This window comes from Streptomyces sp. MJM8645 (assembly GCF_001625365.1).
Taxonomy (GTDB): Bacteria; Actinomycetota; Actinomycetes; order Streptomycetales; family Streptomycetaceae; genus Kitasatospora.
Map to the genome: position 1 here is coordinate 7159547 of NZ_LJJF01000001.1, position 25361 is coordinate 7184907.

General features: G+C 75.0%; 26 protein-coding genes. 12 read left to right on the plus strand and 14 right to left on the minus strand.

Annotation, left to right across the window (positions count from 1 at the left end):
- Positions 1-22 precede the first annotated feature (22 nt).
- The 7 genes from A6F73_RS30145 to A6F73_RS30175 form a co-directional block, all read right to left on the minus strand.
- A complete protein-coding gene (locus tag A6F73_RS30145) occupies positions 23-1279 on the minus strand; it encodes a beta-ketoacyl-[acyl-carrier-protein] synthase family protein (protein ID WP_063350660.1) in 1257 nt (418 codons plus the stop codon).
- Positions 1276-2898, minus strand: coding sequence for a class I adenylate-forming enzyme family protein (locus tag A6F73_RS30150; RefSeq protein WP_063350661.1), 1623 nt, complete (start codon positions 2896-2898; stop codon positions 1276-1278). The genes A6F73_RS30145 and A6F73_RS30150 overlap by 4 nt, the downstream gene beginning before the upstream one ends.
- Positions 2899-3202: 304 nt before the next feature.
- A complete protein-coding gene (locus tag A6F73_RS30155) occupies positions 3203-3820 on the minus strand; it encodes a hypothetical protein (RefSeq protein WP_208869130.1) in 618 nt (205 codons plus the stop codon).
- Positions 3821-3881: 61 nt separating this feature from the next.
- Complete coding sequence (locus tag A6F73_RS30160) at positions 3882-5030, minus strand: beta-ketoacyl synthase N-terminal-like domain-containing protein (RefSeq protein ID WP_063350662.1); 1149 nt, start codon at positions 5028-5030, stop codon at positions 3882-3884.
- Entirely contained in the window at positions 5027-5281 is a 255-nt protein-coding gene (locus tag A6F73_RS30165) for a hypothetical protein (protein WP_079136142.1), read from the minus strand. The genes A6F73_RS30160 and A6F73_RS30165 overlap by 4 nt, the downstream gene beginning before the upstream one ends.
- A complete protein-coding gene (locus A6F73_RS30170) occupies positions 5278-5559 on the minus strand; it encodes a phosphopantetheine-binding protein (protein ID WP_063350663.1) in 282 nt (93 codons plus the stop codon). The genes A6F73_RS30165 and A6F73_RS30170 overlap by 4 nt, the downstream gene beginning before the upstream one ends.
- Positions 5560-5592: 33 nt before the next feature.
- Positions 5593-7029, minus strand: coding sequence for an AMP-binding protein (locus tag A6F73_RS30175; RefSeq protein WP_208869131.1), 1437 nt, complete (start codon positions 7027-7029; stop codon positions 5593-5595).
- A 180-nt stretch (positions 7030-7209) separates the two neighbouring features.
- Between A6F73_RS30175 and A6F73_RS30180 the strand changes: the two genes are divergently transcribed.
- The 4 genes from A6F73_RS30180 (at position 7210) to A6F73_RS30195 (ending at position 11505) form a co-directional block, all read left to right on the plus strand.
- Positions 7210-8304 (plus strand): alpha-hydroxy acid oxidase, encoded by a 1095-nt coding sequence (locus A6F73_RS30180; RefSeq protein WP_244293553.1) that lies wholly within the window; start codon positions 7210-7212, stop codon positions 8302-8304.
- A 49-nt stretch (positions 8305-8353) separates the two neighbouring features.
- Positions 8354-9148, plus strand: a complete 795-nt coding sequence (locus tag A6F73_RS30185) for a class I SAM-dependent methyltransferase (protein WP_063350664.1) — start codon at positions 8354-8356, stop codon at positions 9146-9148.
- A gap of 126 nt (positions 9149-9274) precedes the next feature.
- Positions 9275-10210 carry an alpha/beta hydrolase gene (locus A6F73_RS30190; RefSeq protein WP_063350665.1) on the plus strand — a complete coding sequence of 312 codons (936 nt, stop codon included), beginning with the start codon at positions 9275-9277 and terminating at the stop codon, positions 10208-10210.
- Positions 10207-11505: a PLP-dependent aminotransferase family protein gene (locus A6F73_RS30195; RefSeq protein ID WP_063350666.1), complete on the plus strand. Its 1299-nt coding sequence runs from the start codon at positions 10207-10209 to the stop codon at positions 11503-11505. The genes A6F73_RS30190 and A6F73_RS30195 overlap by 4 nt, the downstream gene beginning before the upstream one ends.
- 97 nt (positions 11506-11602) lie before the next feature.
- On the opposite strand, the gene A6F73_RS30200 is transcribed toward A6F73_RS30195, so the two are convergent.
- The 4 genes from A6F73_RS30200 to A6F73_RS30215 form a co-directional block, all read right to left on the minus strand.
- A complete protein-coding gene (locus tag A6F73_RS30200) occupies positions 11603-12367 on the minus strand; it encodes an ABC transporter permease (RefSeq protein ID WP_063350667.1) in 765 nt (254 codons plus the stop codon).
- A 22-nt stretch (positions 12368-12389) separates the two neighbouring features.
- Positions 12390-13364, minus strand: coding sequence for an ATP-binding cassette domain-containing protein (locus A6F73_RS30205; RefSeq protein ID WP_063350668.1), 975 nt, complete (start codon positions 13362-13364; stop codon positions 12390-12392).
- Between the two features lie 146 nt (positions 13365-13510).
- Complete coding sequence (locus A6F73_RS30210) at positions 13511-14704, minus strand: glycosyltransferase (protein WP_063350669.1); 1194 nt, start codon at positions 14702-14704, stop codon at positions 13511-13513.
- Positions 14701-15024, minus strand: coding sequence for a hypothetical protein (locus A6F73_RS30215; protein ID WP_159398581.1), 324 nt, complete (start codon positions 15022-15024; stop codon positions 14701-14703). The genes A6F73_RS30210 and A6F73_RS30215 overlap by 4 nt, the downstream gene beginning before the upstream one ends.
- A 145-nt stretch (positions 15025-15169) precedes the next feature.
- Here A6F73_RS30215 and A6F73_RS30220 point away from each other — a divergent pair, with 145 nt between their 5' ends.
- The 4 genes from A6F73_RS30220 to A6F73_RS30235 all read left to right on the plus strand — a co-directional run bounded on the left by A6F73_RS30220 (position 15170) and on the right by A6F73_RS30235 (position 19147).
- A complete protein-coding gene (locus tag A6F73_RS30220; RefSeq protein WP_063350671.1) occupies positions 15170-16102 on the plus strand; it encodes a 3-oxoacyl-[acyl-carrier-protein] synthase III C-terminal domain-containing protein in 933 nt (310 codons plus the stop codon).
- Positions 16103-16171: 69 nt separating this feature from the next.
- Positions 16172-16462 carry a phosphopantetheine-binding protein gene (locus tag A6F73_RS30225; protein WP_079136143.1) on the plus strand — a complete coding sequence of 97 codons (291 nt, stop codon included), beginning with the start codon at positions 16172-16174 and terminating at the stop codon, positions 16460-16462.
- A 4-nt stretch (positions 16463-16466) separates the two neighbouring features.
- Entirely contained in the window at positions 16467-17246 is a 780-nt protein-coding gene (locus tag A6F73_RS30230) for a hypothetical protein (RefSeq protein ID WP_063350672.1), read from the plus strand.
- Positions 17247-17404: 158 nt separating this feature from the next.
- Positions 17405-19147, plus strand: a complete 1743-nt coding sequence (locus tag A6F73_RS30235) for a condensation domain-containing protein (protein ID WP_063350673.1) — start codon at positions 17405-17407, stop codon at positions 19145-19147.
- 30 nt (positions 19148-19177) lie between these two features.
- Here the strand turns inward: A6F73_RS30235 and A6F73_RS30240 are convergent, their stop codons facing one another.
- Positions 19178-19825, minus strand: a complete 648-nt coding sequence (locus tag A6F73_RS30240) for a hypothetical protein (protein WP_063350674.1) — start codon at positions 19823-19825, stop codon at positions 19178-19180.
- A 122-nt stretch (positions 19826-19947) separates the two neighbouring features.
- Positions 19948-20622, minus strand: a complete 675-nt coding sequence (locus tag A6F73_RS30245) for a sigma-70 family RNA polymerase sigma factor (RefSeq protein WP_063350675.1) — start codon at positions 20620-20622, stop codon at positions 19948-19950.
- Between the two features lie 223 nt (positions 20623-20845).
- Between A6F73_RS30245 and A6F73_RS30250 the strand changes: the two genes are divergently transcribed.
- The 4 genes from A6F73_RS30250 to A6F73_RS30265 all read left to right on the plus strand — a co-directional run bounded on the left by A6F73_RS30250 (position 20846) and on the right by A6F73_RS30265 (position 24294).
- A complete protein-coding gene (locus A6F73_RS30250; RefSeq protein ID WP_063350676.1) occupies positions 20846-21649 on the plus strand; it encodes an SAM-dependent methyltransferase in 804 nt (267 codons plus the stop codon).
- A 102-nt stretch (positions 21650-21751) separates the two neighbouring features.
- Positions 21752-22678, plus strand: a complete 927-nt coding sequence (locus A6F73_RS30255; protein ID WP_063350677.1) for a hypothetical protein — start codon at positions 21752-21754, stop codon at positions 22676-22678.
- Between the two features lie 135 nt (positions 22679-22813).
- A complete protein-coding gene (locus A6F73_RS30260; protein WP_244293554.1) occupies positions 22814-23545 on the plus strand; it encodes an SDR family NAD(P)-dependent oxidoreductase in 732 nt (243 codons plus the stop codon).
- 5 nt (positions 23546-23550) lie between these two features.
- Positions 23551-24294, plus strand: a complete 744-nt coding sequence (locus A6F73_RS30265; protein ID WP_347878558.1) for a polysaccharide deacetylase family protein — start codon at positions 23551-23553, stop codon at positions 24292-24294.
- 92 nt (positions 24295-24386) lie between these two features.
- Here the strand turns inward: A6F73_RS30265 and A6F73_RS43540 are convergent, their stop codons facing one another.
- Entirely contained in the window at positions 24387-25346 is a 960-nt protein-coding gene (locus A6F73_RS43540; protein WP_063350679.1) for an excalibur calcium-binding domain-containing protein, read from the minus strand.
- Between the last annotated feature and the right edge of the window lie 15 nt (positions 25347-25361).

Sequence of the window (25361 nt, forward strand, 5' to 3'; positions counted from 1 at the left end):
TGGAAGGGCGTGGATCGGCGCGCTACTTGGCGGCCCGGGTGGACGCCGGGCCGAGGATCAGGCTGAGGTTGTGGCCGCCGAAGGCGAAGGCGTTGCTCAGCGCGGCGCGCACCGGTGCGGATCGGGCCCCGCCCCGGACGTGGTCCAGGTCGCAGGCCGGGTCGGGGTCGGTCAGGTTGAGTGTCGGCGGCAGCGTCCCCCTCGCCACCGCCAGGGCGGTCACCACCGCCTCCAACGCGCCTGCGGCGCCGAGGAGATGGCCGGTGGCGCCCTTGGTGGAGCTGACCGCGGGCGGGTGCGCGCCGAAGACGGCGTGCAGGGCGGCGGTCTCGGCCACGTCGCCGAGCTTGGTGCCGGTGCCGTGGGCGTTCACGTAGTCGATGTCGCCCGGTGCCAGGCCCGCGTTGGCGAGCGCGGAGCGCATCGCGTCGGCGGCGCCGGAGCCGTCGGGGCGGGGCATGGTCGGGTGGTGGGCGTCGGTGGAGGCGCCCCAGCCGATGACGTCCGCGTACCCGGCGGCGCCGCGGGCGTCGGCGTGGTCGGCGCGTTCCAGGACGAGGACGGCGCTGCCCTCGCCGAGCACGAAGCCGTTGCGGCGGGTGTCGAAGGGCCGGCTGGCCTGCTCCGGATCGTCCCAACCCTGGGCGAGCGCACGGGCGTTGGTGAAGGCGGCGGCGATGGTCGGGTGCAGCGAGGACTCGGTGCCGCCGCACACCACCACGTCCGCGTCGCCGGAGCGGATCAGCCGCAGCCCCTCGGCGACGGCCTGGGCGCCGGCCGCGCAGGCCGTCACCACGGCCGAACTGTAGCCGCGGATCCCGTGTTTGATGGCGATCCGGGCGGTGGCCATGTTGGAGAGCATGCCCGGCAGCAGGTACGGGCTGACGCCGGGGCGGCCGCGTTCCAGCCGGCGGTGCGACTGCTGCTCGAAGGTCTCCAGTCCGCCGCCGCCGGTGGCCAGCACCACGGCGGTGCGGTGCGGGTCGGCGTCCCGGCCGACGACCAGGCCGGCGTCGGCGAGCGCGTCGTCGGCGGCGGCCAGGGCGAGCAGCACGAAGCGGTCCACGCAGCGGGTCTCGGTGGGCGGCAGCACCTCGCGGCCGTCCACGGCGGGGGCGATCCCGGCGGCGGGCAGCCAGCCGTGCGCGGCGTGGCCCTCGGGGACGGCGGTCAGCCCGGAGCGCCCGGCGTTGAGCGCGTCGAACACCTCGGCGGGCTTGCGGCCGAGCGGCGAGACCAGGCCGAGGCCGGTGACGACGGCGCCCTCGCGGCGGGTCATCGGGCACCGGCCGCGGCGTCGAGGTAGCGCTGGCGCAGCAGCACCTTGCGGACCTTGCCGGTGGGGCCGAGCGGGATGTCGTCCCCGGAGACGACCAGCACCTGGCGCACGGTCGCGGCGGCGGCCTCGTCCAGGGCGGCGATGACGTCCTTGGTCCGGTCGGCGGCCGGGTCGGCGTCGGCGGCGAGGATCAGCAGCACGTCGGTGACCACGCGCTCGCCGTCCCGCACGGCGACCACCGTGCAGTCCGCCACGTCCGGGCGGGCGGCCAGCACCCGCTCCTCCGACATGGCGGTGAACAGCCGCTTGCCGTCGCCGAGTTCGACGGAGTCGACGGCCCGGTCGACGTGGTAGTAGTAGCCCTCCTCGTCCCGGTACATCAGGTCGCCGGTGAGGAAGCGGCCGCGGATCCGGGTGCGGAAGGTGGTGGCCGAGTCGTTCCAGTAGCCGAGCGCCAGGGTCGGTGAGGAGGTGGCGAGTTCGCCGACCTCGCCGGGGCCGAGCGGCTCGCCGTCCGGGCCGACCACCTCGCAGTCGACGAAGGCGTGCGGGCGCCCGACGCAGCGCCCGTAGCGCTCGGTGCCGGGGCCGTGGGTGATGAAGAAGTGCGAGTGGCCCATCTCGGTGGAGCCCAGGCCGTCGACGAACAGCGAGCCCGGCGTCCGGGTGCGGCCCGCACGGGTGACGGACTCCCGGCTGCCGGTGGCGATCAGGCGGCGGATGTGCACCTCGTGCGCGCAGTCGCCGGTGTTCCACCACAGGGCGACGGTGGCGAGGTCCCGGGCGGCGAGGTCGTGGTGGGCGAGTTCGGCCCAGGTGGCGGCGAAGCCGATCACCCCGGTGGGCCGCCACTGCTCGATCGCGTCCAGCACCCCGGCGCCGGACTGCCGTGACAGCACGGCGAGTTCGGTGTGCGAGCTGAGCGCCAGGTTGAGCGCGATCAGGGTGGCGGCGTGCGGCGCGGGCAGTGCGCTGAGCATCCGGTCCTGGCCCTGCGGGCGGGGCAGCCGCAGCCGGTGGCGGATCGCCGCGTACAGGCTCGCGTGCGAGTGGACGACGGCCTTGGGCATTCCGGTGGTGCCGGAGGAGTGGGTGATCGCCACCGGGTCGCCGGACCAGTGCCGGTACGGCTCGGGGGCGGCGTCCGGGTCGCCCGCGCCGAGGGTGGAGATCTCGGGCAGCAGCGGCGCGCCGGGGTCGTGGCCGGCCAGCGCGGCCAGGTGGGCCGGGTCGGCGAGGACGCCGACGGCGCCGAGGCGGGCGATGTAGCGGGCGGCCCGCTCGCCGTCCACGTTGGGGTTGAGCAGCGCGGGGATGGCGCCGAGCCGGGTCAGGGCGAGGAAGGCGAGCACGTGGTCGGCGGCGTCGCTGGCGAAGACCACGACCGGGTCGCGCCGGGTGATGCCGAGGGCGTGCAGGGCGGCGGCGCGGGCCCGGACGGCGCGGTCGAGCTCGCGCAGGGTGAGCGGCTGCCAGGCGGGGTGGTCGTCCACCGGGGTGTCGAAGGTCAGCAGCGGTTCGTCGAGGCCGAGGCCGAGTGCGAGCCGGGCGGTCAGGACGTTGCCGGCGCCCACGTCGGGGTCGTCCGCGATCAGGCTGCGGACACTGCGGATGGTCACGGGGTGGATCCCTCCCTCGGGGCCGGAGACGGCCCGGGCGGCTGATCGGTTGGCGTGGGTCGGGCGGCCGCGCGGGCGGCGCAGGGTGTCGGCGAACGGTGTCGGCGGGTGTCGGTGGGCTGTCGGCGGGTGCGACGGGGCCTGGGTGGGTGACGGGGCCGGGTGCTGGTCTGCCGGGTGCGGCTGCTTCAGTCGTCGGGCCTCGTCCGTGGGTACGGCCGGCGGTGGCCGGACGGTTCAGCCGGTGACTCGGTCGGTGACTGAGCCGGTGACTCGGTCGGTGACTGAGACGGTGACCAGGACGTCAGCCGGTGACCAGGACGGCCACCGCGTGTCCGGCGGCCTCGCCCGGTCCGTCGTCGCCCGGTTCGGCGGCGATGACCAGCACTTGGTCGGCGTCGCCGTCCGCGAGGAGCAGCGCCGCGAGGTCGAGCGCGTCCGCGGGCACCTGCCCGGGGACGGCGTGGGCCGGGCTGATCGCCACGACGGGGCCGGTCAGGCCCCAGCGGGCGGCGATGTGCCCGAGGACGGCGTTGGGGTTGGACTGGAAGAACAGCAGGGGTGCGGGGCGCCGTCCGGGTTCGGCGCTCTGGTCGATGGCCCGCGCGGTGGCGCGGTCGCCGCCGGCGCTGGCCAGCAGCAGTGCGGTCCGCCCGGGGGCGGGCGGGGCGCCGTGGTGGGCGCGCAGGCAGCGGTCGGCGGTGTCGGCGACCAGCGGGTTGAAGCCGGAGGCGGCGAAGCCGGGCAGCGGTGGCGGTGGGCCGGCCAGGTCGGGGTCGGCCGAGCCGGGGTCGGGTCGGCGGGCCTCGGCGAGGACCCGCAGCCGGGCGGCGGCCGGGGCGGGTGCGGCGCCGACGTTCGTGGCGTCGGGGTCTGTGGCGTCGAAGGCCGTGGTGTCGGAGTCTGTGGCGTCGGTGGTCATGGTGTGGGTGCCGGGGTACGGGGTCGGCGCCGTCGGGCGGCGGGCGGGGTCCGGTGGCCGGTCATGCGGGGGCCACCAGCAGGGCGGTGTTGGCGCCGCCGAAGGCGGAGTTGAGGCTGAGCGCGTAGCGGGGGCGGGCGGCGCGGGGGCCGTCCAGGACGAGGTCCAGGCCGACGTCCGGGTCCGGGCCGAGCCAGCCGGCATTGACCGGGAGCAGCCCGGTGTCCAACGCGCCGATGGTGACGGCGAGTTCGAGCAGGGCGGAGGCTTCCAGGGCGTGCCCGTGGACGGATTTGCTGGAGCTGACCGGGAGTTCGGCGGTGTGCGCGCCGAAGACCCGGCGCAGCGCGCTCGCCTCGGCCTGGTCGGCGAGGGTGGAGCCGGTGCCGTTGGCGTTGACGTAGCCGACCTCGGCCGGGGCGACGCCGGCGCGGGTGAGCGCGGCCTCGACGGCCCGGGCGACTCCGGCGCCGTCCGGTTCGGGGCGGCACACGTGGTGGGCGTCCCCGGCCCGGCCCCAACCGGCCAGCCGGGCGAGGGCGGCGGCGCCGCGCCGTTCGGCGGCCGGGGCGGCCTCGACCAGCACGGCGGCGGCCGCGTCGCCGAGCAGGGTGCCCGTGCGGCCGGTGCTGAACGGGCGCAGCTCGCCGTCCCGGGCCAGCGCGCGGCCGGCGTCGAAGACGGCGAAGACGCCCGGCTCGACCAGGTGCCCGGCCGCGACCAGGACCCGCTCGTGCCGCCCGGTGGCGACCAGCGCCGCGGCGTCCGCGACGGCGGTCGCGGCTGCCACGCAGGCGCCGGTGTACACCCGGGTGACGCCCGCGGTGCCCCAGGCGGCGCGGACGCCGGCGGCCACCGCGTCGGCGGTGCCCCTGGTCCGTTCGTCGCTGTGCAGGGCGAGCAGGACGGGCGTGTCCGCGCCGTCGGCGGCGGTCAGTCCGGCCTGGCGGCAGGCCTGGCCGACGGCGTCGAGCACCGCGCGGGCCAGCGGGAAGGTGTGCGCGAGCGGCACGTCGTCGGGCAGCAGGGCGGCCCGGTTGGTGCGGCGGGCGCTCACGTCGAAGCGGGTGACCGGGCCGAATGCGGTCTTGCCGTGGGCGGCGGCCTCGGTCAGCGGGCCGAGTCCGCGCCCGGCGGCGCTGAGCACGCCGAGCCCGGTGACCACCGGCCGGCCGCGCGGCCGGTGCGCGGAGGGCGCGCCGGTGGTCATGGCCGGGCGCCCACACGTTCGGCCAGGACGGCCGCGCGCAGCAGTTCGGTGGCGTCGTCGACCGTCCGGACGGCGCCGAAGCGGTCGTCGTCGAGGTCCACCTGGATGCCGTAGCGCTGCTCGAACTCGGCTATGAGCCAGGTGAGTTCGAGCGATCCGAGGTCGTCGGGCACGGTGTCGGCGGCGCGCTGCCCGAACGCCGCCAGCATCGCGCGGACCTCGGCCCGGTCGGGGAGGGCGGAGCCGCTCACGCCGGGCTGCCGGCGGTGGCGGTGGCGGCGCTGGCGTCGATCCGCTTGACGACGTCGGCGGTGAACTCGTCGAGCGTCATCAGCGCGGTGGTCTCCATCTCGTCGAGGTCGAACTTGATCCCGAACTCGTCCTCGACCTGCACCGACAGCTCGGCCAGCGCGAGCGATTCGAGGTCCAGCCCGGCCGGGCCGAGGTCGGTGTCCCCGGTGACCTCGGAGACGTCGTACTGCATCTCGGTGAGCGAGGCGAGGACGAACTCGCGGACGCGGTCCTGCATGGTGTGGCTCCTTGTCGGGGTGCGTGCGGTGGATCAGAGCGCGGCGGCCGTGGCGGTGCTGCGCAGGGCGGCCGGGTCGCGCAGGAGTTTTCCGGTGGCGGTACGGGGGAGTCGGGGCAGCAGGGCGAGCCGTCGCGGCCGCTTGTAGGCGGCGAGCCGGCGGGCCAGCCCGTCCTGGACGAGGGCGAGGTCGGCGTCGGGTTCGGTGGCGAGGTAGGCCTCGATCGCGCCGTCCTCGAAGACCACGACGGCCTCGCGGACCTCGGGCAGCGCGGTGAGGGTCTGCTCGATCTCGGTGAGGTCGACCTTGAGGCCGCCGATCGAGACCTGTGAGTCCAGGCGGCCGAGGACGGTGACCAGGCCGGTGGCCGGGTCGAGTTCGGCCGCGTCGCGGGTGTGCAGCCAGCCGTCCGACCAGCGGGTCGGGTCGTCCAGCCCCGGGTAGGGCGAGGCCTCCGTGCCGATCCGCAGCTCGCCCGTGACCAGCCGCAGCCGCATCCCGTGGACGGGCTGCTTGGCCGGGTGGAGCGTGCCGGACAGGTCGGTGGCGATGACCCCGGTCTCGGTCATCCCGTACATGGTGCCGAGCGGGACGCCGTAGCGGTCGGTGAACAGCGCGGGCAGGCCCGGGCGGACCAGTTCGCCGGCCACGATCATCCGCCGCAGCCCCGGCAGCGCCGGGGGGTTGACGGTGCCGGCCAGCAGTTCGGCGTGGAAGGGTACCCCGATGACGGTGGTCGGCCGGTCGCCGGCGGCGACCGCGGCGAGGATGCCCGCCGCCGTCATCCGCTCGGGCACGGTGAGCGCGACCCGCGCGTGCAGACTGTTGAGCAGTCCGCCGACCAGGCCGAGCACGTGCACCACGGAGGACAGCAGGACGACCCGCTCGCCCTCGCCGGGGAACTCCACCAGCCTGTGGTAGCAGTCGAGTTCGCGGAGCAGGTCGGAGGCCGTGCGGGCGATGACCTTGGCCGGGCCGGTGGATCCGGAGCTGAGCTGGATCAGTGCGTGCCCGGTGCGGGCCGGGAGCCCGTCCGGCAGCCGGACGGCCACCGGCTCGACCTCGGAGAAGCCGCGCAGGGCCGCCGCGGGCCGGTGGGCGGAGCCTACCAGGACCTGCGGAGCCAGCCGCGCCACCGCCGCGTCGACCTCGTGGTCCGTCAAGCGGTGGTCGAGCAGCGCCACTTGGGCGCCGAGCCGCCAGCACGCCAGCAGCACCGTGACGAACGCCACCGAGGGCGGCAGCCGTAGCGCGGCGGTGCCGCCGGGGCCGAGTCCGGCCGCGGCGAGGTGCGCGGCCTGTTCGTCGACCAGGGCGCGCAGGGCGTCCCGGTCGAGTGGTCCGCCGAGATGCAGGCACTCCTCGCCTCCGGGGCCGGCCAGCAACAGCCGGTCGACCCAGGCGTCCGGGGCGTCGGCGTGCGGCGGTGAGGAAGGCGGAAGTGAAGAGGGGGAAATGCCGGTCAACACCGCTCCACACAAGTGAGGGGATTTGACATGAACGCCGTTCACAACCAAAACGGTCAATTCCGTTGCCAGACGATTGCACAGACGTTTGGTCAAATCAAGGTCTATACCAATGTGGTTGTTGCTCCTACGCTGCCGAACCGGGGCTGGTCCACGCGTGGCCGCCCGGAATCGAGGACGCCCGTGGGAGAACTCACGCTGGCCGGGATGGAGCACGCCGCGCGCGCGCAACTTTCCCCGGAAATATGGGACTTCATCGAGGGTGGCAGCGGCACGGAACGCACCGTGGCGGCGAACCGGGAAATGTTCGCGCGCTATGCACTGCGCCCGCGCACGATGGTCGACGTCTCCGACTGCTCGCCCGGGCGCACACTGCTCGGCGCGCCGCTCGGCCTGCCGGTCGGCATCGCCCCGATGGCCTACCACCGGCTGGTCGACCCGGAGGGCGAGACCGCCACCGCGCGCGCCGCCGGCCGCGCCGGGGCCCTGCTGGTCGCCGGCATGTTCGCCAGCCGCACCCTGGAGGAGATCGCGGCCGCCGCCACCGGCCCGCTCTGGCTCCAGCTGTACTGGCTGCGCGAACGCGCCGCGCTCGCCGCCCTGGTCGAACGCGCCGAGGCGGCCGGCTACTCCGCGCTCGTCCTGACCGTGGACGCCCCCAGGATCGGCCGCCGCCTGCGCGACCTGCGCAACGGCTTCGCGATCCCGCCCGCCGTCCGCGCCGTCAACCTGGACCAGGACCTGATGTCCGCCAGCCACCGCGCGACGCACGGCGGTTCGGGCATCGCCGAGCACGCCCGCGAACAGTTCGACCCCACCCTGACCTGGGCCGACCTCGCCTGGTTGCGCGCCCGCACCCGGCTGCCGCTGGTCCTCAAGGGCATCCTGACCGCCGAGGACGCCCGGCTCGCCGCCGAGCACGGCGCCGACGCCGTCGTGGTCTCCAACCACGGCGGGCGGCAACTCGACGGCGCACTGCCCTCCCTGGCCGCACTGCCCGAGGTCGTCGACGCGGTACCCGCCGACCTGCCGGTGCTGCTCGACGGCGGGGTGCGCACCGGCGCCGACATCGCCGTCGCGCTCGCCCTCGGCGCCCGCGCCGTCCTGGTCGGCCGTCCGGTGTTCTGGGGCCTCGCCACCGAGGGGGAGGCCGGCGTGCACCGCGTCCTCGACCTGCTGCGCGAGGAACTGGAGCACACCATGGCCCTGTTGGGCCGCCCCCGGCTCGCCGACCTGGACCGCACGGCCCTCGCCCCCTGGCCCTGCCCGGCCCGCTGAACCGCGCACGGCCCGCACCACGTTGTCCTTACTGGATGGAGAACAGCAGATGACCGAACCGACCCCCGAGACCGAACGCAACGACCCCTTCCCCGGCTGGGACTGGGACGACCCCGACGGCCTCGCCACCCGCCTGGACGCCTTCAGCGAGCAGGTCGCCACCTGCGACACGCTCGAAGCGCACCCCGGCGGGCTGCCCCGCGACCACGCCGGATTCCGCGAACTCGGCCTCACTGGAATCGAGTTCGCCGCCTTCCGGACCGCCCACCCGGAAGGACTCGGCACCGACCTCACCGCCCTGCGCAGCCCCGGCGCCGCCACCGAACCCGGCACCCTCTACCGGATCGACGGCGACCGCTGGTTCACCCAGCTCGACATCGGCCGGCCGCTGCCCTTCGCCGACGCCAGCGTCGACTGGGTCTACGCCGAGCACCTGATCGAGCACGTCACCATGCCGGTCGCGGTCGGCTGGCTGCGCGAGGCCCGCCGCGTCCTGCGCCCCGGCGGCGTGCTGCGCCTCACCACCCCGGACCTCGCCCGCTACCTGGCCGGCTACGCCAACGGGGACGGCTTCCTCGCCAAGCACCGCCGCCGCCTCACCACCCTCGGCTTCGGCCCGCCGATGCCCGCCCGCCCGGCCTTCCTGGTCAACCAGATCTTCCGTTACTACGGGCACCAGTGGATCTACGACCTGGACGAGCTGCGCCACGTCCTCGCCCTCGCCGGCTTCGAACCGGAGCGGATCCGCCACTGCGCCTACCGCCAGGGTGCCCGCCCCGACGTCGCCGACCTCGACACCGCGTTCCGCACCGACGAGACCGTCTACGTCGAAGCCGACCGCTAGGCCCGTAGACCCCTAGGCTCGTCAGGCCCTCGGGTCCTGAGGCCCTCAGCTCCTCAGGCCCTGAGTCCGCCCGCCGACGCCCCCGCACCGGATCTGTGCCGAATCTGTACCGAACGGGACCACCCCATGCCCCTGCACCCCCAGGCCGAGGCGCTGCGCGCCCGGCGCGCGAGCAGCGGTGCGCCGCCGCTCTACACCCTCACCCTGGCCGAGGCCCGCGCCGCCGACCTCGCCGACATCCGCGCCGCGGCCGGGAGCCCCGAGCCGGTCGCCGCCGTCGAGGAGCGCCGCATCCCCGGACCGGGCGGCGAACTCGCCCTACGGCTCTACCGTCCCGAGTCGCCCGGCCGTCAACTGCCGGCCCTGCTCTATCTGTTCGGCGGCGGGTGGGCCCTCGGCTCGCCCGACACCAGCGACGCGATCTGCCGCCGGCTGACCAACGCGGCCGGCTGCGTCACCGCCTCCGTCGGCTACCGGCTCGCCCCCGAACACCCCTTCCCCGCGGCCGTCCAGGACTGCCGCGCCGCGCTGTACTGGCTCGCCGCACACGCCGGCGAACTCGGCGTCGACCCGGGCCGGCTCGCCGTCGGCGGCGACAGCGCCGGCGGCAACCTCACCGCCGCCCTCACCCTGATCGCCCGCGACGAGAACGGCCCGGCCCTGCGCCACCAGCTGCTCGTCTACCCCAACACCGACCACGCCGCCGACACCCCCTCGCTGCGCGAGCACGACGACCCGATGCTCTTCAACCGCCGCTCGGTGGACTGGTACTGGGGCCACTACCTGGCCGACCCCGCCGACGGCGCCCACCCGCACGCCTCCCCGCTGCGCGCCCCCGGTCTGGCCGGACTGCCGCCCGCGACCGTCATCACCGCCGAGTACGACCCGCTGCGCGACGAGGGCGAGCAGTACGCCGAGGCGCTGCGCGCGGCCGGCGTCCCGGTGGAGAGCCGCCGCTACGACGGCATGCCGCACGGCTTCTTCGCCATGACCGGCACCCTGGACGCGGCCGCCGACGCCCAGCGCTACGCCGCCGAGCGGCTGCGCGAGGCCCTGCGGTGAGCGCGCCCGAGCCCCTGCCCCTGGCCGACCTGCACGCCAGCCTGGCCGACCCGCTGCTGGACGCGATGACCTTCCTCAACGAGGTCACCACCCGCTACCCCGACGCCGTCTCCTTCGCCCCCGGCCGCCCCTACGAGGGCTTCTTCGAACCCGAGGACGTCCCCGCCTACCTGGACACCTACCTCGCCCACCTGGCGGCCCGCGGCCTCGACCGGGAAGCCGTGCGCACCGCGCTGTTCCAGTACGGCCCCACCAAGGGGATCATCGCCGACCTGGTCGCCCGCACCCTCGCCAACGACGAGGGCCTGGCGGTGGCCCCCGAGGCCCTGGTGCTGACGGTCGGCGCCCAGGAGGGCATGCTGCTCACCCTGCGCGCCCTGTGCGCCGGCCCGGACGACGTCCTGCTGGTCAGCTCGCCCTGCTACGTCGGCGTCACCGGCGCCGCCCGGCTGCTCGACCTGACCACCCTGCCCGTCCCCGAGGGCCCGGCCGGCGGCCCCGACCCGGAGGCCGTGCGCGCCGCCGCCCGGGCCGTGCGGGCCGAGGGCCGCCGCCCGCGCGCCCTCTACGTCGTCCCGGACTTCGCCAACCCCTCGGGCACCAGCATGCCCGTCGCGGCCCGCACCCGGCTGCTGGAGGCGGCCGCCGAGGAGGGCCTGCTCGTCATCGAGGACAACCCGTACGGCTTCTTCGCCCGTGACCCGGGGGAGCGGCCGACGCTCAAGGCGCTCGACCGCCGCCGCCAGGTGGTCTACCTGGGCTCCTTCGCCAAGACCTGCTTCCCCGGCGCCCGCCTCGGCTACGTCGTGGCCGACCAGGAGGTGGCCGGCCCCGGCGGGCGGCGCACCCTGCTGGCGGACGAACTGGCCAAGCTGAAGAGCATGACGACGGTCAACACACCCGCGCTCAGCCAGGCCGTCATCGGCGGCATGCTGCTGCGCCACGACTGCCGGCTGCGTGCCGCCAACGCCGCCGCCACGGCCCACTACGCGGCCGGCATGGACACCCTGCTGCGGGAGCTGGACCGGCACTTCCCGGCCTCCGAGCGGCGCCGGCTGGGCGTGTCCTGGAACCGGCCCGAGGGCGGCTTCTTCGCGGTGCTGACCGTCCCGTTCGCCGCCGACGACGCGGCGATGGAGCGCTGCGCCCGCGGGTACGGGGTGCTGTGGACGCCGATGGCGCCGTTCTACCCGGCGGGCGGCGGGGAACACCGGCTGCGGCTCTCGATCAGTTCCCTGACGCAGGCTCAGATCATCGATGGTGTGGCCAAGTTGGCGGCGTTCATCGCCTCCTGAGCGACCGCCTCCTGGGCGATCGCTTCCTGAGCGGCGCTGGCGGCAACAGCAGGAGGGGCCCGGCTCGTGAGCCGGGCCCCTCCTCTCATGTCGTGTCTCAGCGCACCCGGGTGGAGAACAACCGGGCCGACCAGTACACCGACAGCACGGTCATCACCACGACGACCAGCAGGCCCTGCCACACCGCACTGTCCCCGAGGTGGCCGGAGAACAGTGCGCGCATGCCCTCCACCGCCCAGTAGAAGGGGTTCCACTTGGCGGCCTGCTGCTGCCAGTGCGGTGCCAGGGTGAGCGGCAGCAGCACCCCCGAGAGCAGTGCGATCGGCTGTGCGAGGGTGTTCACCACCGGTGCCATCGCCGCGTCCGTCGGCACCATCAGCGCGATGCCGTAGGAGATCGCCGAGGTCATCAGCGCCAGCAGCCCGAGCAGCAGGTAGGCGAGCAGCAGGTTCAGCGGGCTCACCCGCAGCCCGAACGGCAGCGCGATCAGGGTGATCAGGACGGCCTGCACCAGCAGCGCCACCATCTCCCGCAGCGCCCGCCCGAGCAGCAGCGCCAGCCGGCTCACCGGCGTCACCCGGGCGCGCTCGATGATGCCGGCCTTCAGCTCGCCGAGCAGGCTGAAGCCGGTGAACAGCCCGCCGAAGATGCACAGCACCGCCAGCAGGCCCGGCACGTACATCTGGTAGGTGTCGGCGTAGCTGCTGGTACCGCCGGGGACGAGCACCTTCTTCAGCAGCGGGGCGAACAGCAGCAGGTAGAGCACGGGCTGGATGATCCCGACGGCGATCCAGATCGGGGTGCGGATCATCAGCAGCACCTGGCGCTGGAAGACCAGCCAGGTGTCGCGGGCGAGCTTCATGGTCTCCCCAGGAATGGGCGGATCAGGACTGCTGGAGCGAACGGCCGGTGCGGGCCAGGAACACGTCGTCCAGGCTGGGGCGTTGGAGCTGGACGGTGCCGGGGGTCACGCCCGCTCCGTCGAGTGCGCGCAGCAGCTGCGGGATGGCCGCCGCGCCGTCCTCCAGGTAGAGCCGCAGTCCGTCCTCCCCGCTGAACTCCAGCCGGTGCAGGTAGGGCTGCGGGCGCAGCACCTCGGCGGCCCGCTCGGCGACGCCCTCTCCGGGCTCCAGTCCGAGCAGCACGACGTCGCCGGAGATCTCGCGCTTGAGCACCTCGGGCGTGCCCTCGGCCACCACTTGGCCGTGGTCGACGATCGCGACCCGGTCGCACAGGGCGTCGGCCTCGTCGAGGTAGTGCGTGGTGACGACGACGGTCATGCCCTCGGTGCGCAGCCGGCGGATCTCCTCCCACACGTACGCCCGGCTGGCCGGGTCCAGCCCGACCGTGGGCTCGTCCAGGAACAGCACCCGGGGCTCGTGGATGACGCCGAGCGCGATGTCCACCCGGCGGCGCTGGCCGCCGGAGTAGGTGGCGCACGGGCGGTCGCCGAATTCGGCCAGGTCGAAGGCCTTGAGCGCGCCCTCGGCGGCCTGGACGGCCTGCGCCTTGGCGGCGCCGTACATCCGGGCCTGGAGCACCAGCTCCTCGCGGGCGCTGACGGTGTCGGTGGTGCCGCCGCCCTGGGCGACGTAGCCGATCCGGCGGCGTACACCGGCCGGGTCGGTGAAGAGGTCGGCCCCGGCGATGCTGGCCTGACCGCCGTCCGGGCGGATCAGGGTGGCCAGCATGCGCAGGGTGGTGGTCTTCCCGGCGCCGTTGGGCCCGAGGAAACCGTAGATTTCGCCCGCGTCGACGGACAGGTCGATGCCGCGCACAGCGTCGACGGTGGGGTTCTCGCCGCTCTTGCGGGAGGTCTTCTTGCGATAGGACTTGCGCAGTCCCGTGGTCTCGATCAACCGGAACTCCCGTGCTGGGATGGGCTGCCACGGCACCTGGGAAGGCGGTGCTCGGCACCTGCGAAGGCGGTGCTGGGCGCCACCCTAGGGCGAACCCCGGCCCGGAGACAATGGCCTAGACCAATGGACGTTGATCTTCCGGTCTGCTACAGGGCCCCCGGTAGCGGCTGCCGGAAGTCCCGCCCGGCGCGGGCAGCCAGGCCCTCCAGCCGGTCCGCGGCCGTGGCCGCCCCGCCGCCCGCGCGCAGCGCCTCGCCGATCCGGACCGCGCTGCGCCGGTAGTCCGCCGTGTCCAGGACGGCCCGCAGGGCCTGCGCCAGCCGCTCCGGCGTCACCCGGGCGAACGGCACCCGCAGCCCCGCCCCGGCCGCCGCCACCTGCGCCGCGACGAACGGCTGGTCGTGCCGGATCGGTGCGGTGACCAACGGCAGGCCGTGCGTCAGTGCCTCGCCGACGGTGTTCATCCCGCCGTGGCACAGCACCGCGTCCAGCGCGCCGCGCGCCATCAGCTCCAGCACCGGCGCCCGGTCCACCGCGACGGCCTGCGGTGGCAGTTCGGGCAGCAGCTCGCGCGGGGCGGCGAACACCGGCTGCACGTCGTCGCCGCACAGCTCCAGCGCCCGGGCGGCCCGCGCGTGGAAGTCCGCGCCCAGCTCGCCGGCCAGCGTGCCCATGGTGACCAGCACCCGCCGCTGCCCGGGCAGCAGCCGCTCCCACGGGAAGTCCGGGTCGGCCGGGCGGGCGGACTGGACCGGCCCGACCAGCGCGTGGTGCGGGGGCGGCGCGTCGTCACCGGTCAGCGCGGGGCCGGTGGTCGCCAGCACCAGGGCGGGGGAGAAGCGCGGGTCCACGTACTCCTGCGCGGGCAGCCGGGCGCGCTCCCACAACCCGCGCAGCAGGCCGGTCATCCAGGCCTCCACCTGCGGCAATGCCCGGTACGGCCGGCCCAGTTCCATCGCCCCGGGCGCGAAGCTCGCCCACGGCAGGCCGTGCCGGTGGGCGGCCAGCGCGCCCGCCGGGGTGTGCTGGTCGACGAGCAGGACGTCCGGCCGGAACTCCCGCACGATCGCGTCCAGCGGCTTCGCGGTGAACCGCGCGTACGGGACGATGAAGCCCTCCCACAGCGAACGCAGCGCGGCGAGCCCGTGCCCGCCCTGCGCCCGGAAGGCCCGGGTGCCGGTGCCGAGCACCTGGGCCTGGGGGCCGAGCAGCGGGCGCAGCACCGACTCGGTGCCGGTCCAGGCGACGTCGTGTCCGCGCGCGGTCAACTCGGCGGCGATGCCCGCCGCGGGATTGACGTGCCCGGTCAACGGGGGCATCACCAGCAGGAACCGGGTCATCGTGCACCCTCCTCGGGGATCAGTTTCTGCAGGTCGGCGACGGTCAGCGCTTCCAGGGCGGCCAGGTCCAGCCCGGCGCGCAGCCGGGCCAGGTCGGCGGCCGGGCCGAAGCGTTCGCGCAGGCGCCCGGCGAGCGCGGCCAGCTCGCCCTCGTCGAGCAGCAGGTCGCCGTCCAGCCGGGCGTCCGGGGTCAGCCGGTCGGCCCAGCCGGGGGGCGCCCCGGCGGCCTCGACCAGCAGCGCGACCAGCTCGGGGTGCAACGGCGCGGCGGGGTGGTGCGGTTCACGGTCGGACGACGTGTGAGAAATGGCATCGGACATCGAAGGGGGTCTCCCACCTGCTCGACGGCACGGGGGTGAACGCGCCCGCCCCGGAGGCGGATTCGGCGGCCTCGGAGACGAACGCGACGGTGAAGGGGCCCGAGATCACTTGTGCGACCCGGCGGGCGTCGGAATACTAGCCCGCGTGACAGCACTGGAGGCAGTGGCCGTTCACCTCCCCCCGCACGCCGTGCCCATCGAGGCGGTTGGTGAGCGGATCGGCCTGACCCCACGTCAACTTCGACTCTTCCGCCGCTTCCACGGACTGGACCAGCTCCGTCTGGACCCGTCCGGGACGCTGCCCGACCTGCTTGACTCCGCCCTCGACAACCTGCCTGAGCTGCGCGGACGCGAACGGGACGTCCGCTTCGTGATCCACGCGCGCAGCATGCCGGTGGCGGTGCCCTACCCGCTCAACCCGCTGCACGACCTGCTCGCCCCGCGCGGCCTCGCGCACGCCAACGCCTTCACGGTGACCCACCACGCGTGCGCGGTGGGCCTGCTGGCCATCGACCTGGCCGGCCGGCTGCTCGCCGCCGAGCCCGACCCGCGGGCGCTGGCGCTCATCCTGGCGGGCGAGAAGACCTTCACCAAGGACGCCCAGGTGGTGCCCGAGACGGGTATCTTCGCCGAGGGCGCGGCCGCCTGTCTGGTGAGCGCCGACGGCGAGCGCCACCGGGTGCTCTCCTTCGCGGTGCGCCAGCGCCCGGAGTTCGACGGCCGGCTGGCCGAGGACGCGGACCTCCTGGGCCGCTACCAGCGCGAGTACCCGAACGTGATGGTGGAGGCGATCGAGGCCGCCCTGGACGAGGCAGGTCTGGACCTCTCCGACCTGGCCGCGGTGCTTCCGCACAACGTCAACCAGGCGTCGTGGCGGATGATAGCGCGCCGGATCGGCTATCCGCTCGACAAGGTGGTGCTGGACAACGTGCTGTCGGTGGGGCACAGTTTCGCTGCGGACAGCCTCATCAATCTTCACACCGCCACCACGCGGGGGCTGCTGCGCCGCGGCGACCACTACCTGATCGCCGCCGCCGGTGTCGGAGCCACGTTCTCCGCGATGGCGGTCCGCTGCTGACGAAGCGTCGGCTTCGTCCATCCTTCCCATGCCAGACCACTCTCCCACGTACGACGGGACGGGACACCCATGTCAGAACCTGTGGTCCAGACCACTGACCCCGAGCTGCGCGAGCGGATCCGCACCGGCATCGGCGAACTGCTGCCCCGCGTCCTCAAGCGCGAACTGCCCGAGATCCCCGAGAACGCCTGCCTCTTCGACGATCTCGGCCTCACCTCGGCCGGCACCATCGAGCTCATCCTGGAGCTGGAGGAGTCGCTCGACATCCAGGTGGACGTCGAGCAGATCACCGAGGACGACCTGCGCTCGGTCACCAAGCTGGCCGACTACGTCGCCGGACACGTCATCCCCGAGGACTGACCAGGTGGCCGACCACGGCCTGCGGATCACCCGGGCGCTCGCGCGGCGCTTCGACGGGCGCTCGGAGGCCTCGCTCCACCCGGACCTGCGGGTGTTCGTCTCCGACCTCGTCCGCCCCTACGGCCTGCCGCTGCGCGAGGACCTGCTGCGCGAGGGCGTCGGCCACTCCTACGAGGAGCTGGCCGCCGACCTGCTGCGCGAGGCGCTCGCCGAGGACGAGCCCGTCGACCTGCTGATCCTGGCCTTCGACACCCCGGACGTCCGACCGGGCGCGCCGTCCTCGCTGGCGCTCAGTCGGTCCTGTCCGGGCACGCCGCTCGCCTTCGCGGTCTGCGACCAGGGCGTCGCCGCGGCCTTCACCGCGCTGCGCCTCGCGGTCGACTACCACCGCACCGGATCCTGCCGTCGGGCGGTCGTGGTGCTCGCCGAGCAGACCGCGCTGCACCACGAGCCGGCCGCGCCGGTGTCGCTTCCGGAGCGGCACGGCGTGGTGGTGCTGGTCTGCGAGGAGGCCCCCGGGCCTGATATGACGATCCATCAGATACCTGGTGCCGGGCTGTCGGACACGGTGGTGCGGGATCGGGCTACCGGGCTGGGGCCCGACCCGGCGCTCGTGCTCGGCCCCGGGCTGACCGGTGCCGACAGTGCGGCCGCCCAGCCGTTCACCGGGGCCTGGGCGGAGCTCGCCGAGCAGCTGCCCGCCTGGCGGGCGCAGGGGCGCCCCGTCCTGGTCGCCGACCTGGACCGCCGGCTCGGCGTGCTGAGCACGTTGACCCTTCCGTAGCCATGGTTCAGTTCATGCCAACTCGCTTGTCTCACACAGGAATTGACGAATCATCGGTTTGGTGGACGATTGGTCTGGACCAGCATGTGAGGTCGCTGGTAGCGTCCCGATCGCACCCCCGCTGAACCCTTCCCGGCGAGCCGAAAGGCGCGTACGACGTGACCCCGTACGGCGAGACACAGAGCAGTAGGCGGATCGAGGTCCGGTACGCGGCCCCGGCCGACGGTTCGGCCGACGGTTCGGCTGTCGATTCGGGACCGCTCACGCTCGGCCAGGACAACATGATCCGGTGCATCGGGCGCGACGCCCCCGAGCAGATCAACAAGGATTCGCTCTGGCCCGTCCCGGACGGCACCTCGGTGTCGGCCGGGCTGACCGCCCTGCGCCGGCTCGTCGAACGGCACGAGTCGCTGCGCACCTCCTTCCCCGCCGGCCCCGGCGCGGACGGCTTCCCGGAGCGCCAGGTGGTGCACCCGGAAGGCCGGTTCACCGTCACCGTGATCGAGGCGGGCGATCGCGACGGCACCCAACTGGACGCGTTCGCAGCGGAGTTGGGCCGGGCCGACGTCGCCGTTCCGTTCGACCTGGCCGCCGCCCCGCGGCTGCGCGTCACCCTCGTCGCCGACGGGGAGCGACTGCTGCGGCTGGTCGCGGTGGTCTGCCACGCGGGCGCCGACGGCGCCGCCACCGTGCTGCTGATCCAGGACTGGCTGGACCTCGCCGCCGGCAAGGACCTCCCGCCGGTCACCGCCCCGACCCCGCTGCGGATCGCGGACGCGGAACGGAGCGCGCAGGGCCGCCGCAAGTCGGCCGCCGCCCTGCGGTACTGGGCCCGCAGCCTCGCCACCGGCCCGCAGGTGGTGTTCGCCGACGCGCGGATCACCGGCCCCCCGCGCGACCACTCGGCCGTCCTGGTCCGCTCCCGCACCGCCGCCGAGGACCTCGCCGCCGTCTGCCGCCGCACCGGCGCGAGCCCGTCCGTCGTCCTGCTCGCCGCCTTCGCCGCGCTCGTCACGCACCGGTCCGGCCGTACCGAGCTGGCGCTCTCGGCGCTCTCCGCGAACCGCCAGCGCGCCGCCCTGGTCGACCACGTCGGCACCCTGGCGCAGGACGCCCTGATCCGGCTCGACACCGGGGCGGCCGACCTCGACCAGCTGATCGGCCGGGCCAAGGCGGCCTCGCTGAGCGCCTACTGGCACAGCACCCTGGACGCCGAACAGGTCTGGCGGCTCATCGAGGACTGCGCCCACCTGCGCGGCAGCCGCTTCCCCCGGCATGTCGTGGTCAACGACCTGAGCCTGACCATCCCCGCGGCCGTCGTCGACGCCCAACCCGCCGCGGCCGCCGACCCCGAACTGACCCGGGTGCCCGCCCCGCCGCTGCCGGTCCGGCTGATGTTCACCATCCTGCGGATCAGCGGCAGCCTCGACTTCGCCCTGATCAGCTGCCCGCAGGTGCTGGACCCGGACGAGACCGACCGGTTCGCGCGGGCGCTGCTCGCCGTCCTCGCCGCCGCCGCCCGCGGGCCCGTGCCGCTCGACGCCCTGCCCGGCGTCGGCGGCGTGCCGACCCCCGGCCGGAGCGGGGAGTGGCACCTGGTCGACGGTTCCTGGGTCGACCTGGCCGCCGTCCGCGCCCTGCTGGAGGCCGCCCTCGGCGCGCGGGCGGACATCGAACTGGCGCTGGACGAGGGAAGGCTGACCGCCAGGCTGACCAGCGCGGACCACGCACTCACCCCGGCCGTCGCCCACCACGCGGTGGTCGCCGCCCTGCCCGGCCGCGACACGGCGATGGCGCCGCACCACTACGTCGTCCGGCACACCGGCCCCGGGGCGGAGACCGTCACCGCCGGCGGCGGCCGCGACCCGGACATCGCCGCCCGGCAGGCGGTGCTCACCTGAACGGGGGGAGGGCGGGCAGACGCGGGCGGCTCACTCCAACGGGTCCTCGCCGTCCCACCGGACGTCCCACGAACACGCCGAGGTCGCCCCCGAGGTGAGCCCCCACGGGCTCGGCACCTCCTCCTCGTCCTCGTCGCCCTGCACCGGCAGCCGGTCGATGACCGCGACCAGCCGCGGCGGCAGTTGCGGCGCCAGCCCGTGGTGGACCCGGGACAGGATGTCGCGCCGCACGTCGTCCGGCAGCAGCGGCCTGGTCATCCGCAACGGCATCGGCCCGGAGGGGCGTCCGGCCGCCGCCAGCTGGTCCGACCAGGCCCGCCAGTAGTCGGCGTCGTCGTTCTCGCCGAGCTTCAGATGGTGCAGGTGCAGGCAGTACGCCGCCGTGCCGCAGCCCGATCCGGCGGCGAAGCGCCACCAGAACTCGGCGCCCTCCTCCCGCCCGGTCGCGTACAGCAGCGCGGCGAACACCTCCGCCCCCTCGGGCTGGATCCGGCGGGCGTTCACCAGGAGGTCGAGCCCCCGGGAGGCGTCCGGCGCGCCCAGCACCAGGGCCACCACCAGGCCCAGTTCGAAGGCGGCCTGCTCGAACTCCGACGGCAGGTGTGTCGGCGCGGCCGTGAGCCGGGCCTGGCGCAGTGCTGCGATGCGCTCGGCGTGCGCGCGTTCCGGCCGGGGCACGTGAACCACCGCACGCCCCCCACCGCTCGCGCCCGCCCCACCGCTCGTACCCGCCCCACCGCTCGTACCCGCCTCGCCGCTCGCGCCCGCCCCGTCGGGCGGGTCCGCTTCCGGCCCGGGCGTCACAGCTGACCCGCGCGGTCCGGCAGTTCACCCGCGCGGTCGGCCGGTTCGCCGGAGCTGTCCGGCAGTTCGCCCACCCCGAGCCGGCGCGCCAGTCGCTCCCGGGCGTGCCGGAGGTTGGAGTGCACCGTCGCCACCGGCCGCCCCAGGTAGGCCGCGATCACCTTGACGTGCAGGCCCAGCAGGTACCGCAGGATGATCACATCCCGCTGCCGGTCCGGGAGTTCGAGGATCGCCGCGTACAGCCGCACCTCGTCCGCCTCGCTGTGCAGCAGCCCGTTCGCGACCTGTTTGAAAGCGCCGATCACCGCGGCGAAGGTGACGGCCTCCACCGCCACCGGTTCCTCGGCGGACATCCAGTCCGAGACGTGCCGGTTCGCCAACCGCCAGGCGTACGCGGCCGGCTCCTCGAACCGCAGCACCTGCGGCCAGCAGCGGGCCAGGTCCGCCTTCACGGCCTCGACCACCAGCGCGGCGTCCGCCTGGCCGCCTATCCTGGTCAACGCGAGGGCGTGCCAGGCGGGTTCATGGGTCTCGCAGAACGACGCGTAGGTGAGGTCCAGCCGCAGGCCGAGGTCGCCACCGGCCTCCCGGTCCGACTCCGGGCCGTCGGCGCGCTCCAGCGTGGGCCCTCCCCGGTACCCGCGCACGGGGGCGCCCCTGTCGATCGTCATCGAGCCTGCTTTCCGTGGCCGCCGGCAGCTCGGCGGTCCACTCGAGGGTCGGGCTGTCTGCGCCCATCCTCAGTCCATCCGGCTCGTCACTCCAGGCCGCATCCCGAATACGGATTGTCATCCCATCGGATCAGCCGAACGGTTGGAATGCGGCGGACCGCGCCTGACCTCCGGATACGGTGGGCACCAATCGACAGGTGTCCGCGACGCCAAGGGGAACGCGATGAGCCTCTACGACGGAGTCGACCTGCGGCTCAACATGCCGCACTCGGCCCGGATGTACGACTACTACCTCGGCGGCTTCACCAACTTCGCCGCCGACCGCGAGGCCGCCGGGCACGCCCTCGCCCTCGGACCCTGGCTGCGCGTCGCCGCCCGCGCCAACCGGTCCTTCGTCCACCGCTCCACCCGTGCCCTCGCCCGGGCCGGCATCGACCAGTTCCTCGACATCGGCACCGGCATCCCCACCCCGCCCAACCTCCACGAGGTCGCCCAGAGCGTGGAACCGTGTGCCCGCGTCGTCTACGCCGACAACGACCCGATCGTGCTCTCACACGCCCAGGCCCTGCTCACCGGCACCCCCGAAGGCCGCACCGCCTACGTCGAGGCCGACGTCACCGACCCCGCCCGGCTCCTCGCCTCGCCCGGCCTGCGCGACACCATCGACCTCACCCGGCCCGTTGCGCTCTCCCTCAACGCCGTCCTGCACTTCGTCCCCGACACCCACGGCGCCCACGAGCTCGTCGAGCACCTCAAAGCGGCCCTCGCCCCCGGCAGCGCCCTGGTGATGACCCACGTCACCCCCGATTTCGCCCCGGCCGAGATCGCCGGCCTAGTCCGGATCTACGAATCCGCCGGCACCGCCGCCCAGGCCCGCACGCTCCCCGAGTTCACCCGCTTCTTCGACGGCTGGAGCCTCATCGCCCCCGGGATCGTCCCCACCCCCCACTGGCGTCCCACCCCCACCGACCCGCCGGCCACCGCCCCCGAAGCCGCCGCCTACGCGGCCGTGGCCCTCAAACCCTGACCCCGCCGGCCGCGCCGCCCCCACCCGCTCCACCCGTGCGGCCTCGCCGCCCCGGGGACAGACTGGTGGTGGATCGATGCTGCCCGTGAGGCTGGGAGAGGCATGCTGCTGGGACTCACCACCGCCTTGGTCGCGACCGTGTGCTTCGGGTTCGGGGCGGTGTTCCAGGCGCGTGGGGCGCGGTCGGCGCCGCAGGCGGACCGGGTGCGGGCGGGGCTGCTGGCCGCGCTGGCGCGCTCGTGGGAGTTCCTGCTCGGCACCGTGCTGGACATCGTCGGTTTCGCGCTGAGCATCGTGGCGCTGCGCAGCCTGCCCCTGTTCCTCGTGCAGGCCGTCACCAATGCGAGCCTGGCCGTGACGGCGCTCGCCGCCGTCCGGCTGCTCGGGGCACGGCTGCGCCGGGGGGACGCGGTCGGAATCGTCGCCGTGGTGGTCGGCCTGACGCTGCTGGCGCTGGGGTCGGGCCGGGAGGGCCGGGAGCACGCCCCGCCGCTGTTCCACTGGGCGCTGCTCGCGACGACGGCCGTGATGCTGCTGCTGACCCTCGTCCTGGTGCGCCGGGCCGGCACCGTGGCGGCGGCCGGGCTTGGGCTGCTGGCGGGGGTGGGTTTCGGGGTGACGAGCCTGGCGGTGCGGGTGCTGGACGCGTCGAGCCTGGTCACCGTCCTCACCGACCCGGCGGCGTACGCGCTCGTGGTGGGCGGCCTCGGCGGCTACCTGGCGTACGCGCTGGCCCTGCAGCGCGGCACGGTCACGGCCGCGACCGCCGCCGGGACGGTCGCCGAGACCTTCGGTCCGGCGCTGGTGGGTGTGGCGGCGCTGGGCGACGCGGCGCGTCCGGGGTTCGAGTGGTGCGCGCTGGCGGGCTTCGCGGTGGCGGTGGGCGGCACCTTCCTGCTGTCCAGGTTCGGGGAGTTGGAGGGGCAGTCCGCAGAGGTGGCCGGTGCGCGGCCGGGCGCGGCGGACCGGGACCCTGAACCCGGCCCGGGCCCGGAGGCGGAGTCCGAGCCGGCCGTCCCGCCCCGGTAGCCCGGGCGGCGCCGCCGTGCGAAGGTGACATGCCGGACAAATCGGACGGCTGAACGCCCACGGAGCGGCAGGTGCGCGATGGCGGACGAAGCCCAGCCGGGCCCCCGACGGCCGGGGCCCGCCGACCCTCCGGTCGTGCTCGTCACCGGAGCCTCCTCCGGCATCGGCCTGGCCACGGCCGTCCGCCTGGCCGACGCCGGCTGGCGGACCCTGCTGTCCGGTACGGACGGCGCCCGCCTGGACGAGGTCGCCGCCCGGACCGGTGGCCGCGTCCTGCCCGAGGACCTGAGCAAACCGGACGGCCCGAGCCGGCTCGCGGAGGCGGCCCTCGCGGAGGCCGGCCGGGTGGACGCGCTGGTCGCCAGTGCGGGCCTGGGGTGGCGCGGACCGTTCGCGGACACCCCCTCGGACGTCCTGGACCGGATGATCGAGGTCAATTTCGCCGCCCCGCTGCGGCTGGTCCGCCTGCTCCTGCCGGGCATGCTGGAGCGCCGCCGGGGCCGGATCGTGCTGCTCGGCTCGATGGCCGGCCAGGTCGGCGTGCGCGACGAGTCGGGGTACGCGGCGACCAAGGGCGGGCTGGCGATGTTCGCGGAGAGCCTCTGGTACGAGCTGCGCGGCACCGGGGTGGGGGTGCGCCTGGTGCTGCCGGGCCCGGTGGACACCCCGTTCTTCGACCGGCGCGGCACGCCCTACCAGCGGGAGCGGCCACGGCCCGTGCCGGCGGAGCGGGTCGCCGACACCGTGGTCGCGACCATCACCACCGGTCGCGACCGGCTCTTCGTGCCGCACTGGCTCGGCTTCCCGGCCCGGATCCACGGCGTGGCGCCGGGCGTGTTCCGGCGCATGGCCTCCCGCTTCGGGTGAGCCCGGTGAACATCGCCACCCGGGTGCTCGCGGCGGCGGCCGCGGCGGAGTTCGCGCACCTGGCCCCGGCGGCGGTGCGCCTCCCGGCACTGCGCCGCACGCTGGCCCGTCGAACCGCAGGCCTCGGTGCCGACCCGCACCACGTCGCCCTGACCTTCGACGACGGCCCCGACCCGCGCAGCACCCCGGAGATCCTGGATGCGCTGGACGCGCTGGGCGGTGTCCGGGCCACCTTCTTCCTGCTGGGCTCGATGCTGGAGCGCGCCCCCGCCCCCGCCCTCGGCCGGGAGCTGGTGCTGCGCGGCCACGAGGTGGCCGTCCACGGCTGGCACCACCGGCCGCAGTGGTACCCGGCCCCGGCCCGTGACCTGCGCGAACTGCGCCGCGCGACCGAGGCGGTGACCGCGCTGTGCGGGGTGCGCCCGCACTGGTACCGCCCGCCGTACGGGGTGCTGACGGCGGGCCCGGCCCTGGCCGCCCGGCGGCTGGGCCTGCGCCCGGTGCTGTGGACGGCCTGGGGCCGGGACTGGACGGCGGAGGCGACCGGGGCCTCCGTCTACGCGACCGCCCGCCCCGGCCTCACCGGCGGCGCGACCCTCCTCCTGCACGACTCCGACTGCACCTCCGCCCCCGACTCCTGGCGGGCCGCCCTCGCCGCCCTCCCGCTGATCGCCGCCCACTGCCGCGCCCACTCCCTCACCCTCGGCCCGCTCCGCGACCACGCCGTCCCGGGGGCCGCCCGCGGCTGACGGCATCGCGCCCGCCGCCGAGCGCCGGGCGGACGGCGAAGCCCCGCCTCGACCGAGGCGGGGCTTCGCCGTGTGGCGTTGCTCGGCGTCTTCTAGCGTTCGCAGGCGACGCCGTCGTTGTCGCGGTCCAGGCCGGACCGGTACCCGGGGTCGCCCCGGTGCAGGGGGGCCTTGCCGGCGGCCTTCACCGCGTCGCAGTTCTTGTAGTAGGCGCTGCCGCCGGCACCGCCCTGGGAACCGCCACCCGACGCCCCGTCCGAGTTCGTGTCCGAGCCCCCGCCTGACGTTCCGCCTGACGTTCCGCCCGACGACCCGCCAGTGGAACTGCCGCCGGCGTTGCCCTGGTGGTTCGGGCTGGACGGGTCGTTGCGTTCGTCCGCGTAGAGCGCCGCGTACCGGTCCGCCGGGCACGAAGCCCCCGGCTTCACCAGCTGGAGCGCGGGAGAGGCCGCCGGGTACAGCTTGCTCCCGGGCTGGAGCACGTTCGCGCACACCACCCAGGCGTCGTGGTCGGCGGGCAGCACGAGGTCCAGGTAGCGGCTGTGCTCCTGGATCCGGTCGGCTGCGACACCGGCCGCCACCAGTAGGGCACGCGCCTCCCCGGCGGTGTGCTGGGCGACGTCGGGCATGACACCCGACGCGGCGCTCGGAGTTGGAGTCGCGCTCGGAGCGGGAGTGGGAGTCGCGCTCGGGGTCGGAGTCGCGCTCGGGGTCGGCGTCGGGGACCCGGCGTCGGCCGGGGTGGCCGCCGTCGTAGCCGTAGCCGTGGCCGTAGCGGTCGGAGCCGGAGCGGCGGTCGTCTCCGAGGCGGCGACCGGCTGCGCCTTCTCCGGCTTCGGCCCCGTGATGACGCCCAACCAGAAGAGCGAGCCGATCAGGCAGCAGAAGGTCAGCGCCACCTTGGCGGCGACGTGCAGGCGGCGGGAGCGCCACAGCCAGATCGCGGCGAGCGGCGGTACGAACAGCAGGGCGGCGGCTCGGACGAGCCGGTTGGCCGTGGTGCGGGGCGGTACGGCCTGGGGCCCGGGCGGCCGGTGCGGGTCGGGGGTCACGAGGGGGTTCCTTCG